16 protein-coding genes and 1 tRNA gene are annotated in these 15,519 nt (G+C 74.2%); 5 read left to right on the top strand and 12 right to left on the bottom strand.

Annotated elements, in window-relative coordinates; all coding sequences use genetic code 11:
* Positions 1-15: 15 nt before the first annotated feature.
* Both DAA34_RS05625 and greA read left to right on the top strand, forming a co-directional pair.
* Positions 16-489 (top strand): DUF4307 domain-containing protein, encoded by a 474-nt coding sequence (locus DAA34_RS05625; RefSeq protein ID WP_158707633.1) that lies wholly within the window; start codon positions 16-18, stop codon positions 487-489.
* Between the two features lie 232 nt (positions 490-721).
* The gene (gene greA, locus DAA34_RS05615; protein WP_106817973.1) at positions 722-1,216 is read left to right on the top strand and encodes a transcription elongation factor GreA; all 495 of its coding nucleotides are present in this window, start codon (positions 722-724) and stop codon (positions 1,214-1,216) included.
* Here the strand turns inward: greA and DAA34_RS05610 are convergent.
* Complete coding sequence (locus tag DAA34_RS05610; protein WP_199847425.1) at positions 1,204-2,571, bottom strand: glutamate mutase L; 1,368 nt, start codon at positions 2,569-2,571, stop codon at positions 1,204-1,206. The two genes, greA and DAA34_RS05610, sit on opposite strands and share 13 nt — an antisense overlap.
* A gap of 25 nt (positions 2,572-2,596) precedes the next feature.
* The gene (locus tag DAA34_RS05605; protein WP_106817972.1) at positions 2,597-4,051 is read right to left on the bottom strand and encodes a WXG100 family type VII secretion target; all 1,455 of its coding nucleotides are present in this window, start codon (positions 4,049-4,051) and stop codon (positions 2,597-2,599) included.
* A 127-nt stretch (positions 4,052-4,178) separates the two neighbouring features.
* Here DAA34_RS05605 and msrA point away from each other — a divergent pair, with 127 nt between their 5' ends.
* Positions 4,179-4,826 (top strand): peptide-methionine (S)-S-oxide reductase MsrA, encoded by a 648-nt coding sequence (gene msrA, locus DAA34_RS05600; protein ID WP_234354126.1) that lies wholly within the window; start codon positions 4,179-4,181, stop codon positions 4,824-4,826.
* A gap of 106 nt (positions 4,827-4,932) precedes the next feature.
* On the opposite strand, the gene DAA34_RS05595 is transcribed toward msrA, so the two are convergent.
* Positions 4,933-6,969: an NADPH-dependent 2,4-dienoyl-CoA reductase gene (locus DAA34_RS05595; RefSeq protein WP_106817970.1), complete on the bottom strand. Its 2,037-nt coding sequence runs from the start codon at positions 6,967-6,969 to the stop codon at positions 4,933-4,935.
* A gap of 79 nt (positions 6,970-7,048) precedes the next feature.
* Here DAA34_RS05595 and DAA34_RS05590 point away from each other — a divergent pair, with 79 nt between their 5' ends.
* The gene (locus DAA34_RS05590) at positions 7,049-8,080 is read left to right on the top strand and encodes an SGNH/GDSL hydrolase family protein (protein ID WP_106817969.1); all 1,032 of its coding nucleotides are present in this window, start codon (positions 7,049-7,051) and stop codon (positions 8,078-8,080) included.
* 53 nt (positions 8,081-8,133) lie between these two features.
* Positions 8,134-9,354 carry an acetyl-CoA C-acetyltransferase gene (locus DAA34_RS05585; protein WP_106817968.1) on the top strand — a complete coding sequence of 407 codons (1,221 nt, stop codon included), beginning with the start codon at positions 8,134-8,136 and terminating at the stop codon, positions 9,352-9,354.
* 8 nt (positions 9,355-9,362) lie between these two features.
* On the opposite strand, the gene DAA34_RS05580 is transcribed toward DAA34_RS05585, so the two are convergent.
* The 9 genes from DAA34_RS05580 to DAA34_RS05540 form a co-directional block, all read right to left on the bottom strand.
* Positions 9,363-9,659, bottom strand: a complete 297-nt coding sequence (locus tag DAA34_RS05580; protein WP_158707632.1) for a hypothetical protein — start codon at positions 9,657-9,659, stop codon at positions 9,363-9,365.
* A 16-nt stretch (positions 9,660-9,675) separates the two neighbouring features.
* Positions 9,676-10,551 carry a Bax inhibitor-1/YccA family protein gene (locus tag DAA34_RS05575; protein WP_106817966.1) on the bottom strand — a complete coding sequence of 292 codons (876 nt, stop codon included), beginning with the start codon at positions 10,549-10,551 and terminating at the stop codon, positions 9,676-9,678.
* Between the two features lie 113 nt (positions 10,552-10,664).
* Positions 10,665-10,739: transfer RNA gene (locus DAA34_RS05570), tRNA-Leu, on the bottom strand.
* A gap of 35 nt (positions 10,740-10,774) precedes the next feature.
* On the bottom strand, positions 10,775-11,728 hold the full coding sequence (locus DAA34_RS05565) for a Ppx/GppA phosphatase family protein (protein ID WP_106817965.1): 954 nt from the start codon (positions 11,726-11,728) through the stop codon (positions 10,775-10,777).
* The gene (locus DAA34_RS05560; protein WP_106817964.1) at positions 11,725-12,246 is read right to left on the bottom strand and encodes a DUF501 domain-containing protein; all 522 of its coding nucleotides are present in this window, start codon (positions 12,244-12,246) and stop codon (positions 11,725-11,727) included. The genes DAA34_RS05565 and DAA34_RS05560 overlap by 4 nt, the downstream gene beginning before the upstream one ends.
* On the bottom strand, positions 12,239-12,808 hold the full coding sequence (locus tag DAA34_RS05555; protein ID WP_106817963.1) for an FtsB family cell division protein: 570 nt from the start codon (positions 12,806-12,808) through the stop codon (positions 12,239-12,241). Before DAA34_RS05555 ends, DAA34_RS05560 begins: the two co-directional genes overlap by 8 nt.
* A 27-nt stretch (positions 12,809-12,835) precedes the next feature.
* Positions 12,836-14,119 (bottom strand): phosphopyruvate hydratase, encoded by a 1,284-nt coding sequence (gene eno / locus DAA34_RS05550; protein ID WP_106817962.1) that lies wholly within the window; start codon positions 14,117-14,119, stop codon positions 12,836-12,838.
* A gap of 88 nt (positions 14,120-14,207) precedes the next feature.
* Positions 14,208-14,876, bottom strand: a complete 669-nt coding sequence (locus DAA34_RS05545) for a MazG family protein (RefSeq protein WP_234354125.1) — start codon at positions 14,874-14,876, stop codon at positions 14,208-14,210.
* Complete coding sequence (locus DAA34_RS05540; protein WP_106817961.1) at positions 14,873-15,469, bottom strand: hypothetical protein; 597 nt, start codon at positions 15,467-15,469, stop codon at positions 14,873-14,875. The genes DAA34_RS05545 and DAA34_RS05540 overlap by 4 nt, the downstream gene beginning before the upstream one ends.
* Positions 15,470-15,519 lie beyond the last annotated feature (50 nt).

Below are 15,519 nucleotides of genomic sequence, written 5' to 3'. Positions count from 1 at the left end.
GTCGACAATGGGGGCGTGGAGGACCAGTCTCGCACCCCGGCCGACGAGCGCGTCACCGACGCCGCCCCCGCCGACCCCGTCGTGTGGGACCCCGAGGCCGACGAGATCGCCGCCGACACCCGCGCCCCGTCTGGCGATCGCCGCAGCCGCCGCCGGTGGTGGGTCGTCGGGACCGCGCTCGTCCTCCTCGCGACCGCCGTACTGTCGTGGATGGCGATCCGGCTGACCACCGAGCGGGCGACCGCCCGCACGCTGCGGTACGACACCGTCTCGGACACCGAGGTGCTGCTCGAGTTCGACGTCACCCGACCGCCGGACCGACAGGCGGTCTGCCTGTTGCGGGCGGAGGACAACGACCACGCGACGCTCGGCGTCCGAGAGATCATCGTGCCCGCCTCGAAGGCCCGCACGACCGTCGTCCGGGCGCCCATCCGCACGACGTACCAGGCGACGAACGCCGTCGTCGACAGCTGCCGGTTGCTCGCCTGACCGACCGCCGGGCCCGCCGTGCGATGGCGTCGCACGCCTCCGATCGGCTAGGCTGATCGCTTACATCCATCCGGGATCGACCCCGTCGATGGCCCCGCTCGCGCCGTCGACGCCGTACCCGATGTCGCCCGCGACGGGTGCCGACGGCAGGGGACCGGAGAGAGAACGGCGTCGAGGGCGCCGACCGCCGTGGCACGACCGCCCGGCGGATCCACGCAAGGAGAACCCCACCGTGACCGAGACTGCGCCGACCAGCACGAGCTTCCTCACCCAGGAGGCGTACGACCGCCTCAGCGGGGAGCTCGCCGAGCTGTCGACCCACGGCCGTTCCGAGATCGCCAAGCGGATCGAGGCCGCCCGCGAGGAGGGCGACCTCAAGGAGAACGGCGGGTACCACGCGGCCAAGGAGGAGCAGGGCAAGATGGAGGCCCGGATCCGCCAGCTGGCCCAGATCCTCGAGAACGCGACCGTCGGCGAGGCCCCGCCGAACGACGGGATCGTCGAGGGCGGCATGGTCGTCACCGTCGAGATGTTCGGGGACGAGGAGACCTTCCTCCTCGGGTCGCGCGAGATCGCCGACGGCAGCGACCTCCAGGTCTTCTCCGAGCAGTCCCCCCTCGGCGCGGCGATCCTCAACAAGAAGGTCGGCGACACCGCGTCCTACGAGGCACCCAACGGCAAGACGATCTCCGTGACGATCACGGACGCCAAGCCCTACACCGGCTGAGCGACCCCGCCCAGCACGTCCCGCACGAGCGCGGCCGCCCGGTCCGGGTGGTCGCGCTCGAGCATTCCCGCCGCGGCCAGGACGTAGCGGCCGTCGACGACGGGGCGGGCGGCGTGCGGCAGGGCCCAGCTCCCGGCGCGGTCGGCGAGGACCGGCGCGAGGACGGCATCGATCACGGCGGACCGCGAGCCCCCCGCCCGGGCGACCGCCGCCCGCAGGACGCCCCCGCTGCCCACGAGGAGCCCGACCTCGGACAGCGGTCGGGGCTGCGCCCCCGGAACCGACGGGCGGGCGTGCCGACGGACCGCCACCCGCGCGGCCAGGCCGCCGAGCGCGAGATCGAGCGCCCACGCGGCATCGGTCGTCGGCACCCAGGAGGGGTGGTCCGCAGCGGCCCAGGCGTGCGCCGCGAGGTCGTCCGGCACCGCCAGGCCCTCGCGCCGTGCTGCCTCGAGGGTCGTCGCCGCGCTCCACCGCATGCCGAGGTCCGCCTCGACGGTCCGTGCCTGCCACAGCGGCGCGACGACGTCACCGACGATCTCGGCGTCCTCCCCCGCAGGTGTGATGACGGAGTAGACGTCGGTCGTCGCGCCGCCGACGTCGACGACGAGGACGTCGCACCCGGCGACCCGGGCGAGGACCTCGACGCCGATGAGGACGAGGTCGGGGGTCGGCCCGATCACCCCGGCGAGGACGGCCGGGTCGGCCGTGAGGTGCTTGCCGCCGATGACGTGATCGAGGAACGCGGCACGGATCGCCGAGCGGGCGGCGGCGGGCTCGATCGTGCCGATCGCCGGCAGGACGTTCTCGACGCACGTCACGGTCCGGCCGCCGGCGACGAGGGTCGCGGCGGCGGTCGGCGCGGCCTCCCGGTTGCCGGCGACGACGACCGGCACCTCGCGCAGCGGCTCGGCCCCGGCGAGCGCGGCCGCGTTCCGCAGGAGGACCGCCGCGTTGCCGCCGTCGGTGCCGCCGACGAGGAGGAGGACGTCCGGCCGGGCCTCGGCGAGGGCGGCGAGGGCCTCGGGGTCGGTGTCGAGGGCGCCGGAGGCGACGTGGACGACCGATCCCCCGGCGCTCAGCGCGACGAGGGAGCCCGCGCGCGCGGTGACCTCCCGCTCGAACCCGACGACGGCGATGCGGAGTCCTCCCCCGGCCGACGAGCACGCCCGCCACGGGGCGTCCGGGGCGTCGAGGTCCGTGCGCAGCCGGTCGAGGGTGAGCGCCACGTCGGTCCGCCCGGCGTCGGTGGGGCGCTGAGCGGTGCGGAACGACCCGTCGGCAGCGACGAGCGCCGCCTTGGTCCACGTCGACCCGACGTCGACGCAGAGGATCGGGGCACGGTGCTGGGCCACTGGCCCAGCCTAGGGGGAGGGGCCGTCAGACGGCCGGGGCCGCTCCGGCAGCGTCGTCGGGCATCTGGCCGAGCATCGTCCCGGCCTCGGCGAGCTCGCTCGCGTCCGTCCCACCACCGCCGCCACCACCGCGCAGCGCCATGCCGGCCGCCCCCGCGGCCCCCAAGCCGGCGAGCGACCCGGCCCCGAGGACGCCAGCGCCCATGGCCCCCATGTCGGGCCAGCCACCGACGGCTGCGCTCGCCGGGGCGACGCCGCCGACGATCTCGCCCGAGGACGGCCCACCCGTGGCCCCAGCATCGCCGGGCCCGCCCGTCGCGAGGTCGGCGGCCATCGCGCCACCCACCGTGAACCCGCCGACCGGGCCGCCCGCGCCACCCGGGTGCCCGCCGCCGTGGGACGCGTCCGAGCCACCGGCGGCTCCTGCGCCGCCGGATCCGGAGGACGACCCGGCGGCGTCCGCGCCAGCGCCGCTGCCCGAGCCGCCGCTCGAGCCGCTACCGGTGCTCGAGCCACTACCGCTGGAGCCGGTGCCGGGGTCGGCCGAGACCGGCGAGGTCGCGGAGCCCGGATCCGTCGAGGGCGTCGATGCGACCGAGCCGGACCCGAGGTCGGAGCCGGCCGTCGTCTCGACGGTGGGCATCATCGCGCCCTGGACCGGGTCGGCCCCGACCGTCTTCATCGCTCCTTCGACCATCTGGTCGCCGGGGGCGGGGACCGCGAAGCGCGGGGCCTCACCCGGGTCGGCCCAGTCGGCCACGCCGCGCGGCATGACGAGGTGGTCGCGGTCGGGCGCCGGCGCGGCGTGCGGCGGCTCGACGGTGGACCACGGACCCAGCGCCAGGAGCAGCTGCCGGATCTGGTCGATCGCGAGGCTGCCGGTGAGGGCTCCGACCCCGAGGGCGAAGCCGGTGACGAGCGCCGCGTCGACGGGGGTGAAGGGGTCGTGCTGCCGCAGCCCGGTCCGGCCCGCGAGGAGGTCGGTCAGCGCCCCGATCGACGGCTCCGGCCCGCCGGGGGTGGTCCAGCTCAGGGCGCCGCGCGCGGATCCGCTCGCCCACCTCGCCGGCCCGCCGCCGATCGCCGGGTCGCGCGGCTCGTCGCGGAACGCGGCCCGGCTCTCGCCGCCGTCGGCCGCGGCTCCCCCGCCACCGCCCCCGGGCGCGCCCGCGAAGGCGGCGTGGGGCGCCTCGACGTTCACGCCGCTGGAGGAGCTGGTCTGCTCCTGCTCGTCGGCGACCGCGAGGAGCTCGACACCCCGTCGACCGAGCGCCTGGGCAGCCTCGTCGGCACGTCGACGCGTGCGCTGCCAGCGCTGGTCGAGCTCCTCGAAGTCGGCGCCCTCCCAGGCCCCGCGCAGGGTCGTCATCATCGCCTGCCCCTCGGCGACGACCCCCTCGGCGCGCTTGCCCAGCGCGATGAACCGTGGGCCGATGTCGCGCAGCGCCTCGACATCGGCCCCGTGCGTCACCTGGACCATGTGGCCTCTCCCCTCGGTCGCGCCCTGCACCTGGTGTCCCAACCCGGCTCCTGCCGGCACCGACGACGATACGGGGACAGGGGCGGTGGCTCGATGGGGAGAACTCCCCGTCTGCGAGCATGGAGAGGTGATCGGACGACGTCGCCCTGAACGCATCGGCCCCGACGAGGCGCTGCCCGGCCGCCCGCAGCGGCCCTTCGCCCTGAGCGGGACGCACACGGTGCTCGGCACACCGTTGGAGGGCCCGTGGCCCGAGGGGACCCAGGTCCTCTACGTCGCGATGGGCTGCTTCTGGGGGGTCGAGCGGATCTACTGGCAGCTGCCCGGCGTGGTGACGACCGCCGCCGGCTACATGGGCGGGTACACCCCGAACCCGACCTATGCCGAGACTTGCACGGGCCGGACCGGGCACACCGAGACGGTCCTCGTGGCCTACGACCCGGCCCGAACGACCCCGACCGAGCTGCTGCGCGCCTTCTGGGAGAACCACGACCCGACGACGGCGAACCGGCAGGGCAACGACATCGGCACCCAGTACCGGTCGGCGATCTTCCCGACGACCCCCGAGCAGCGCGAGGCCGCCGAGCGCACGCGCGATGCCTTCCAGGGCGTGCTCACGGCGGCCGGTGCGGGCACGATCACGACGGAGATCGTCGACGCGGCGCAGGCGGGCCCGTTCTGGTACGCCGAGGAGGAGCACCAGCAGTACCTCGACAAGAACCCAGGCGGGTACTGCAACCACGGCCCGAACGGCTGCCGCCTCCCCACCCTCTGACGAGGGCCCCCGCCGCGAGCGACGCTCGCGCACGGTGAATCGACTCGTGGTCACCGGATCCGGTGACCACGAGTCGATTCGCTCGGCGGGAGGACTGCGGCCGCCCTCAGATCGACGCGGCGAGCTCCGTGCCCTGGCGGATGGCCCGCTTCGCGTCGAGCTCGGCAGCGACGTCGGCCCCGCCGATGACGTGGACGGTCACCCCGGCTTCGCGCAGCGGCCCGGCGAGATCGGCGACCGACTCCTGACCGGTGCAGAGGATGATCGTGTCGGCCTCCACGAGCCGCTGCTCCCCCGTGCCGCCGTCGAGCGTCACGTGCAGCCCGGCGTCGTCGATCCGGTCGTAGCGCACGCCGGTCAGCTGCTCGACCCCCTTGGCCCGCAGCGCCGCGCGGTGGACCCATCCGGTCGTCTTGCCGAGCCCCGCGCCGATCGAGGTCTCCTTGCGCTGCAGGATCGTCACCCGGCGGGCGGGGGCGTCCACCTCGCGCTCGACGAGGCCGCCGCGGGGTGCCGACGCGAGGAGGTCGGGGTCGACCACCCCCCACTCGGCGCGCCACGCCGCGGGATCGAGCGTCGGCGACGAGCCGGTCGTCAGCCACTCGCTCACGTCGACCCCGATGCCGCCCGCCCCGACGACGGCCACCCGGTGCCCCACCGGCACCCGGCCGAGCACGGCGTCGGCGTAGGTCACGACGCTGGGGTGGTCCACGCCCTCGATCTGAGGTATCCGCGGCTCGACGCCGGTGGCGAGCACGACCTCGTCGGCACCGACCAGGTCCTCGACCGACGCCCGGCGCCCGAGGTGGACCGTGACCCCGCGCAGCTCGAGCTGCCGCGCGTAGTACCGGATCGTCTCGGCGAACTCCTCCTTGCCGGGGATCCGGGCGGCGATGAGGAACTGCCCACCGATCTCCTCCCGCTCCTCGAAGAGCTCCACGGTGTGCCCGCGCCCGGCGAGCTCGACCGCGGCGGACAGCCCGGCGGGTCCGGCGCCGACGACCGCGACCCGCTTGGCGGTCCGCGTCGGCTCGAGCCGCAGGACCGTCTCGTGCGCGGCACGCGGGTTGACCAGGCACGACGCGGTCTTGCGCTGGAAGGTGTGGTCCAGGCAGGCCTGGTTGCACGCGATGCACGTGTTGATCTCGTCGACCCGGCCCTCGCGCGCCTTCGTCGGCCACTGCGGGTCGGCGAGGAACGGGCGGGCGAGCGAGACGAGGTCGGCGGCGCCGCTCGCGAGGACCTCCTCGGCCAGCTGCGGCATGGTGAGGCGGTTGCTCGCGACGACGGGGATGCGTACGTGCTGCTTCAGCCGGGCGGTGACGTCGACGAAGACCCCGCGCGGCACGGAGGTGACGATCGTCGGCACCCGCGCCTCGTGCCAGCCGATGCCCGTCGAGATGATCGAGGCGCCCGCGGCCTCGATCTCGGTCGCGAGGGCGACGACCTCCTCCCACGTCTGGCCGTCCTCGACGAGGTCGATCATCGACAGCCGGTAGACGATGACGAAGTCGGGACCGACCTCGGCCCGCACGGCGCGGACGACCTCGACGGGCATCCGGCGCCGGTTCTCCGGGCTGCCGCCCCAGCCGTCCGTGCGGCGGTTCGTCCGCGGCGCGAGGAACTGGTTGAGGAGGTAGCCCTCGGACCCCATGATCTCGACCCCGTCGTACCCGGCGGCGCGGGCGAGGCCGGCGGCGCGGGCGAACGCCCGGATCTGCCGACGGACACCGCGCTCGGTGAGGGCGATCGGCGTGAACGGCGTGATCGGGGACCTGATCGCCGACGCGGACACCTTGAGCGGCGAGTACGAGTACCGGCCCGCGTGGAGCAGCTGGAGCGCGATCGCCCCGCCCTCCCGGTGCACGGCCGCCGTCAGCTGGCGGTGCCGGCGGGACTCCGCCTGCGTCGACATCTTCGACGAACCCGGGGAGAAGGAGCCGACGACGGTCGGCGCGAACCCACCCGTGATGATCAGTCCCGCCCCGCCGCGGGCCCGCTCGGCGAAGTAGGCGGCGAGGCGGTCGAAGTCCTTGGCGCGGTCCTCGAGCCCGGTGTGCATCGAGCCCATGACGATGCGGTTGCGCAGCGTCGTGTGGCCGAGGTCGAGTGGCTCGAACAGGTGCGGGTACTCCGTCGTCATGGTCGACGAGCATTCCATGTGGCGTGCGCTGCGGCCCCCGGGACGGGCCGACCCGCGCGAGCGATGATGGAATAGGGGTATGAACCGGATGGGGAACGCCGCGGCCGCCGCCGGAGCCGCAGGCGTCGGGGCCGCCGCGCTCGCCGGGCTCGGGTACGGGTTGATCCAGGTCGAGGCGAAGCTCGCCCGGAAGATCGTCGGCCAGCCGTTCGACGGTGCGCCGGACGACGACGGGGTCTACGGAGCCGCGCCCGGCGCGCCGCTCGAGCTCGTCGTCCTCGGCGACTCGAGCGCAGCCGGGATGGGGGCGGACAACCGGTACCAGACGATCGGCGCGATCCTCGCCACGGGCCTCGCCGCGATGACCGGCCGACCCGTGAACCTCACGAACGAGGCGGTCATCGGCGCCGAGTCGTCCGACCTCGACCGCCAGCTCGCCCTGGCCCTGGCCCGGACCGACCGGGTCGACGCCGCCGTCGTCCTCATCGGCGCGAACGACGTCACCCACCGGATCGACCGCGCGTCGGCCGTCCGCAGCCTCGAGCGCACGGTGCGGCACCTGCGCGCCCTGCGGATCGAGGTCGTCGTCGGGACCTGCCCCGACCTGGGCACCGTCGAACCCATCCCGTTCCCGCTGAGCTCGCTCCTGCGCCGCTGGAGCCGGGAGCTCGCCGCCGCCCAGACCATCGCCGTCGTCGAGGCCGGGGCGCGGACGGTGTCGATCGGGGACCTCCTCGGCCCCGAGTTCGCGGCGAGCCCGGCGGACATGTTCAGCCAGGACCGCTTCCACCCCTCGCCCGCCGGGTACGCGCGGGTCGCTTCGGCAATCCTGCCGACCCTGTGCGCCGCACTCGGCGTCTGGGAGGCGGCCGACGGGACGACGGCGACCCGGGACACCGAGACGACCGACCGGGAGGCATCGGCGGCGCCGGTCCGCACCGTGAGCGAGGCGGCGGACGCGGCGGTGCGGGCAGGCGGCACCGAGGTGGCCCCCGTCGACGGCGACCGGCCGGGCCCGCGCGACCGGCTCGCCGTCCTGCTCCGGCGCCGCCGGGCGACCACCCCCGAGGCCCCCGCCGCGGCCGTCGGGGCGAACCCCTCGGCCGACTGAGCACCCGCCGCCTACGATCGGGGGGATCCGTCCGTCCCACCGAGGAGATCCCCATGACCGACGCCGTCATCGTCTCGACCGCCCGCTCCCCCATCGGGCGCGCCTTCAAGGGCTCGCTCAAGGACATCCGTCCCGACGACCTGTCGGCGCAGATGGTCAAGGCCGCCCTCGACAAGATCGGCCTCGACGGCAACGACGTCGACGACCTGCACTGGGGCTGCGCCGAGCCGAGCCACCGCCACGGGTCGAACATGGCCCGCGTCATCGCCGTCCTCGCGGGCTACGACCGCCTGCCCGGCACGACCGTCAACCGGTTCTGCGCGAGCTCGGTCCAGACGACGCGCATGGCGTACCACGCGATCAAGGCCGGTGAGGGCGACATCTTCGTCTCCGGCGGCGTCGAGTGCGTCAGCCAGTACACGACCTTCGCCGGCGCCGGTGGCGTGCCGGAGGAGGACATGAACCCGGTGTTCGCCGACGCCCGCTCCCGCAGCGAGGAGATGGCCCGGACGAACGAGCGGTGGACCGACCCGCGCGAGCAGGGTCTCCTGCCTGATGTCTACCTCGCGATGGGCCAGACGGCCGAGAACGTCGCGACCATGCGGGGCATGGATCGCGCCCGCATGGACGAGTGGGGCGTGCGGAGCCAGAACCGCGCCGAGGCCGCCATCGCCTCGGGCTTCTTCGAGCGCGAGATCACGCCGGTCACCCTCGCCGACGGCACGGTCGTCAGCACCGACGACGGGCCGCGCGCGGGCGTCACGCTGGAGAAGGTCGCCGGCCTCAAGCCGGTCTTCCGTGAGGACGGCGTCGTCACGGCCGGCAACTGCTGCGCCCTCAACGACGGCGCCGCGGCCCTCGTCGTCATGAGCGACACGAAGGCGAAGGAGCTCGGCCTCACCCCGCTGGCCCGGGTCGTCGCGACGGGCGTGTCCGCCCTGTCGCCCGAGATCATGGGGATGGGCCCGGTCGAGGCCACCCGCAACGCCCTGGCGAACACGAAGATGTCCATCGGCGACCTCGACCTCTACGAGATCAACGAGGCCTTCGCCGTCCAGGTCCTCGCGAGCGCCGACGACCTCGGCATGGACGAGGACAAGCTCAACGTCCACGGCGGCGCGATCGCCCTGGGCCACCCGTTCGGCGCCACCGGCGCGCGGATCACGACCACGCTGCTCAACGGCCTCCGCGAGACGGACGGGACCTTCGGTCTCGAGACCATGTGCGTCGGCGGTGGTCAGGGCATGGCGATCATCTACGAGCGCCTGTCCTGATCAGCCGCTCAGGGCCCGTCGAGGGCCCGGAGCACCGCGGTGAGACGCCCCGGGAGCCCGTCCGGCAGGACGGACCCCGGGGCGTTCGCGTAGGCGTCGTGGACGAGCACCCGCAGCTGGGCGACCGCGAGGTCGGTGCCCCCGGCGGGCGCGGGACCGGAGCCCGGGTCGACGAGGTCGGACAGCAGCGCGTGGACGGTCGGCAGGGCGTCCCTGGCCCGGTCCACCGGGACGACCGCCCAGCGCCGCGCGACGCGCTCGAGGACGTCGAGCACGTCGCGCGGGACGGGTTGGGGGGCGCTCAACGCCGGGTGCGACGCGTCAGTCGGAGGAGCGGAGCCGGCCGAGGAGACGGAGGATCTCGAGGTACAGCCAGACGAGCGTGACGAGCAGGCCCATGCCGAGAAGCCACGAATACTTCACCGGCGCGCCCGTCGCGATGGCCGTCTCGATGTCGTCGAAGTCCAGCATGAGCGTGACGGCCGCCAGACCGATCGCGAACACCGAGATGCCGATCCCGATGATCCCCGTGCCGCCGATGCCGAACGGCGTGTTCGTCACGAGCGCGAAGACGAGGTTGACGAGCGCGAAGAGGAGATAGCCGACGAGCATCATCGACACGACCGAGCGGAACTTGGCCGTGACCTTCACGAGGCCCGTCTTGTAGAGCATGAGCATCGCGGCGAAGACGCAGAGCGTGCCGAGGACCGCCTGGACGACGATGCTCTGGTGCAGCGGGACGGGGTCCGCGGTCGCGTAGCCGTCGAAGACCGTGGCGTAGCTGCGGCTGATCGCGCCGACGAAGAGACCCTCGAACACGGCGTAGGCGATGATGAGCGGCACGTTGACCCCGCGCATGAACGCGATCGCGAACCCGATGGCGAGGGTGCCGACGAGGCCGGCCCCCCAGATGAGGAGCCCGAACGTCGGCGCCAGCGCCCAGGCGCCCGCCGCGACGACGAGCATGATCGCGAAGAGCACGCCCGTGCGGACCATGACGTCGTCGAGCGTCACGCCACGCTGGGCGGGCGCGGGCTGGGCCTGCGGGTAGGTCGGCTGCGGGTAGGTCGGCGCTCCCAGCTGGCCGTAGGACTGCTGGGCGGGCGCCGGCTGCGGGACGGACCGGCCGCGGCCACCGAAGCCGGCGTAACCACTCCGGGCGTCCTTCTCGACGCGGCCGAGGATCGGGTTGCTCATCGTTCTCCCTGGGGTCGGCGGCGCCTCCGACGTGCGCCATCTGCAGGATAGAAGGTTCGGGGCGGGGCGGGTGTTCCCCGCTGTGGACGGCGAGCGGCCCAGCCGGGTGGGTGTGCCCCCGACGGGAGTCGAACCCGCACCGTGAGCGCTTTTAAGGCGCCTGCCTCTGCCGGTTGGGCCACGGGGGCGGGATGATCCTAGGTCTACCCGCGCACGCCGGCGGTCACCGAGCGAGACTGAGCGCGATCCCGTCGAGGATGTCGCACTCGCTGGCGACGACCCGCACGTCCGGGGATGCCGCCCGCACCCGCGCCATCACCTGGTGCCACACGAGTGCGCCCGCGCCGATGACGTCGACCCGGCCGGGGTGCATGAAGCCCAGCTCCTGCCGCTCGGCGCGGGTGCGCTCGAGCAGGTCGATCGCGGACTCCTCCATGACCGACGGGTCGAGCTCGGCCAGGTGGATCGCGTCGCGGTCGTACGCGGGCAGACCGAGGGCGTGGGCCGCGACGGTCGTCACGCTGCCGGCGAGGCCGACGAGGGTGGCGATGCCCCCGAACCCGACCTCGGCCTCCGCGTCATCGAGGGCTGCGGCCACGTCGTGCATGGCGGCCGTGACCTCGTCCGCCGTCGGAGGGTCGGAGCGCAGATGCCGCTCGGTGAGCCGGACGCACCCGATGTCCGTCGACAGGGCAGCGACGACGGTTCCGGCGCCGCGGACGAACTCGGTCGAGCCACCCCCGAGGTCGACGACGAGATAGGGCGCGGGGTACCCGGCCGCCGCGACCCCGCCCGTCGCGCCGACGAACGACAGGTGCGCCTCCTCCGAGCCCGCGGCGACCTCGGGCACCACGCCCCAGTCCACGAGGATGCTCGCGATGCCGGTGGTGAACTCCTCGGCGTTCTCCGCGTCCCGTGAGGCGGACGTCGCGACGAAGCGCACCCGCTCGACGGCGAGCTCCCGGCACCGGTCGGCGTACTGCCGGGCCGCGGCGAAGGTCCGCTCGAGTGCGGCCGGGTCGAGCCGCCCGGTCCGGTCCACGCCCTCGCCGAGCCGGACGGTGAGCATCGTGCGCTCGATCTCGCGCAGGGTGAGCGCGCCGTCAGGCTCGACGAGGTCGGCGACGAGGAGGCGGATCGAGTTCGTCCCGCAGTCGATGGCGCCGACGCGTGTCATGAGGTCTCCTTGCAGGGCGCGACCGCCCACCAGTCGGGGAGCATCGCCAGGGCCTCGTCGCCGAGCGGGTTGACCCCCGGGCCGGCGGCGAGGCTGTGGGCGACGAGGACGTGGAGGCACTTGACCCGGGTCGGCATGCCTCCGGCGGAGATGCCGGCGACCTCTGCGACGTGCCCGAGCTCCTCGCGGCGGCGCAGGTAGTCCTCGTGCGCGGCGCGGTAGGCGGCGGCCAGCTCCTCGTCGACCGCGAGCCGCTCGCTCATCTCGCGCATGACCCCCTCGCTCTCGAGGGTGCTGATCGCGCCCGTGAGGCGGGGGCAGGTCGCGTAGAAGGACGTCGGGAAGGGGGTGCCGTCGGCCAGTCGAGGCTTGGTCCGCAGGACGTCGGGCTCGCCGCACGGGCACCGGTGGGCCACCTCGGCGATGTCCCGCGGTGGGCGGCCGAGCTGGCGGTGGACGGCCTCGACGTCGGCGTCCGTGACGGGCGAGGGGACGCCGGTGCCGGACGGGTCAGCCATCGGTCGGGGCGACGTTGGGGTCGTCGGCGGCGCGGGCGGAGTCCCACACCCGGCCGTACCACGGCGACCGGCGGTCGACGGCGGTGCCGCCGCGGCCGGGCGGTGCCGACTCCTGCGCGGCCGCGGGGTCGACGACGACGTACGACTTCTCGCCGACCTTGACGAAGCCGAGCCGCTCGCGTGCCTGCTGCTCGACGTACTCGTCGGTCCGCCACAGCTCGCGCTCGCGCTCGAGCCGCCGGACGTCCCGCTCCTGGGCGGCGACCTGACGCTCGAGCGCGGCGACCTCGGAGCGCTGCTCGAGGAAGCTCATCAGGGGGGAGACGATGAAGACGAGCGTGACGAGGGCGATGCACGCCAGGACGATGACCCGCCGCGGGTTGAACCGCGGGTTGTTCGCCAGGGCGATCGCGCCCGGGGCTGCCGCGGTCGCGCCGGGCGAGCGGCGCGCGCCCGTGGACGGCCGCGTGCTCCCCGACGGACCGCTGCCCGGGGACGGCCGGGCCGCCCGGCGCGCGGTGGTGCGCGGCGGGCGGCCCGGTCGTCGCGGAGGTGTGGGCATGACGCCTAGTTCACCCCATCCGCGGGCTCACTTCGCGGAGAAACGCGGGAAGGCGGACGCGCCGGCGTACTGCGCGGCATCGTCGAGCTCCTCCTCGATGCGCAGCAGCTGGTTGTACTTCGCGACGCGCTCGGACCGGGCCGGGGCGCCGGTCTTGATCTGGCCGCAGTTCGTCGCGACGGCGAGGTCGGCGATCGTCACGTCCTCGGTCTCGCCGGAGCGGTGGCTCATCATGCAGCGGTAGCCGTTGCGGTGCGCGAGGTCGACGGCGTCGAGGGTCTCGCTGAGCGACCCGATCTGGTTGACCTTGACCAGCAGCGCGTTGGCCGTGCCGTTGTCGATGCCGCGCTGGAGCCGCTCGGGGTTGGTGACGAAGAGGTCGTCGCCGACGAGCTGGACCTTGTCGCCGAGGGCGTCGGTGATGGCCTTCCAGCCGTCCCAGTCCTCCTCGTCGAGGGGGTCCTCGATGGAGACGATCGGGTAGGACGCGACGAGGTCGGTGTAGTAGGCGACCATGGCCGCCGAGCTGCGCTTCTCGCCCTCGAAGACGTACTCGCCGGCGTCGTGGAACTCGCTCGCGGCGACGTCGAGGGCGAGCGCGATGTCCGTGCCGAGGGTGTAGCCGGCGGCCGTGATCGCCTCGGTGATGAGGTCGAGCGCCTCGCGGTTGCTGCCGAGGTTCGGGGCGAAGCCGCCCTCGTCGCCCAGGCCGGTGGCCAGCCCCTTGTCCCTGAGCACCTTCTTCAGCGCGTGGTAGACCTCCGCACCCCAGCGCAGGGCCTCCCGGAAGGACTCGGCACCGATCGGCGCGATCATGAACTCCTGGATGTCGACGTTGCTGTCCGCGTGGCTGCCGCCGTTGAGGATGTTCATCATCGGGACGGGCAGGACGTGGGCGTTGGGGCCACCGACGTAGCGGAAGAGCGGGAGCTCGGCGGAGTCCGCCGCGGCCTTGGCGACGGCGAGGGAGACGCCGAGGATGGCGTTCGCACCCAGCTTGGCCTTGTTGGCGGTCGCGTCGAGCGCAAGCATCTCGTCGTCGATGAGGCGCTGCTCGCTCGCGTCGTACCCGTAGAGGACGGGGGCGATGTCCTCGACGACCGCGCGGACGGCGTCCTCGCAGCCCTTGCCGAGGTAGCGCTCCTCGTCACCGTCCCGACGCTCGACGGCCTCGAACTGACCGGTCGACGCGCCGGAGGGGACGGCCGCGCGGCCCACGGTGCCGTCGTCCAGACCGATCTCGACCTCGACGGTGGGGTTGCCGCGCGAGTCGAGGATCTCGCGGGCGACGACTGCTTCGATGCTGGCCACTGGTGCGCTCCTTGCCGGTCGGGGTTCCGTACGTCCTCGAGCCTAGTCCCGCGGCCGGGCAGGTCGCCCGGATCGTCCCCGACCGCGCTCAGGTCGTCGCGAAGCGGGTCAGCGCGGCGCGCAGGGCGTCGTCGGCGGTCGTGCCGGCCGCCCGGCAGCGGGCAGCCTCGGCGAGCATCCGGTCGCCCGGGTCCTCGCTCGCGGCGAGCGTGTCGGCCACCGCCGTCAGATCACCGCCGGTCCGCTCGACCCGGGCGAGGATCTTCTCCGCCGCGAGCGTGCTCGGCAGCGACCGTGGGATGTCGTGCAGCAGGGGCGGGACCGGCTCGGCAGCCGGGCGGCGGGCCGCACGCTGCGCCTTCGCAGCCTTCTCCTCCGCCTTGATCCGCTCCCACGCCGCCTCGACGTCCGCGGGGGTGGAGGCGTCGCCGTCGGCGAAGACGTGGGGGTGGCGGCGTTCCAGCTTGGCCACGAGGGTCGCGGCGACGTCGTCGATGTCGAAGGGCTCGGCACCGCCCAGCCCGTCCTGCCCGACCCGCGCTTGGAAGAGCACCTGCAGGAGCAGGTCGCCGAGCTCCTCGACGAGGTCCTCGCGACTGCCGGACTCGATCGCCTCGACGACCTCGTGGGCCTCCTCGACGACGTACCGGGTGAGGCTCTGGTGCGTCTGCTCCGCATCCCACGGGCAGCCGCCCGGCGACCGCAGGCGGTCCATCGTCGCGACCGCGCGGAGCAGCTCCTCGCCCGGCCGGCTCACTGGACCGGTGTGGCCCCGGGCTCGGGCTGGGCGCCCTGCGGGGCCTGACCACCCTCGGCGGGGGTGAGCTCCGGTGCCGGCTGGGCGGCGTCGGGGTCGATCCAGTTGCCGTCTGCCGGGGCGAGCTGCATCTTCGAGCGGTCGAGCGTGCCGTACCGCGGGTTGACGGTGATCTCCGCGTCCCGGACCCGCGCCGTCAGAGCCTCCACCTGCGCCGGGGTGAGGCGCTGCTGCGCGGCCTGCGCCTTCTGGATCTCGAGCAGGCCCTGGGTGGGGTCCTCGATGCCCGTCTCGGCCAGCTGCGCCCGGGCGGCGGCGTCGGATCCGGCCCGGCCGCCCCTCGCGGCCTCCTCGTTGATCATCGGCGCGAGGATGAGCGCGGAGACGACCATCGACGGCGTCGGCGCGCCCTGCGGACCGCTGATCTGGGCGATCTGGTCGGTCGAGGCCAGGACCTCGGTCTCGGAGATCCGGCGCCCGTCGACCATCGCGGCGGTGTCCGACTGCGCGCACCCGGTGAGGCCGCCCCCGGCGAGGAGGGCGAGCGAGGCGGCGAGCGCGACGGTGCGGGGACGGACGGATCGACGGGCCACGGTGGTTCCTGTTCCAGACGGCGGGCAGGTGCTCGCGCAGAAGCGTATAT

This window comes from Janibacter massiliensis, from assembly GCF_900289115.1.
Lineage (GTDB): Bacteria > Actinomycetota > Actinomycetes > Actinomycetales > Dermatophilaceae > Janibacter_A > Janibacter_A massiliensis.
Note: the sequence above shows the minus strand (reverse complement) of the source record. Positions and strands in the feature narration are given on the sequence as shown.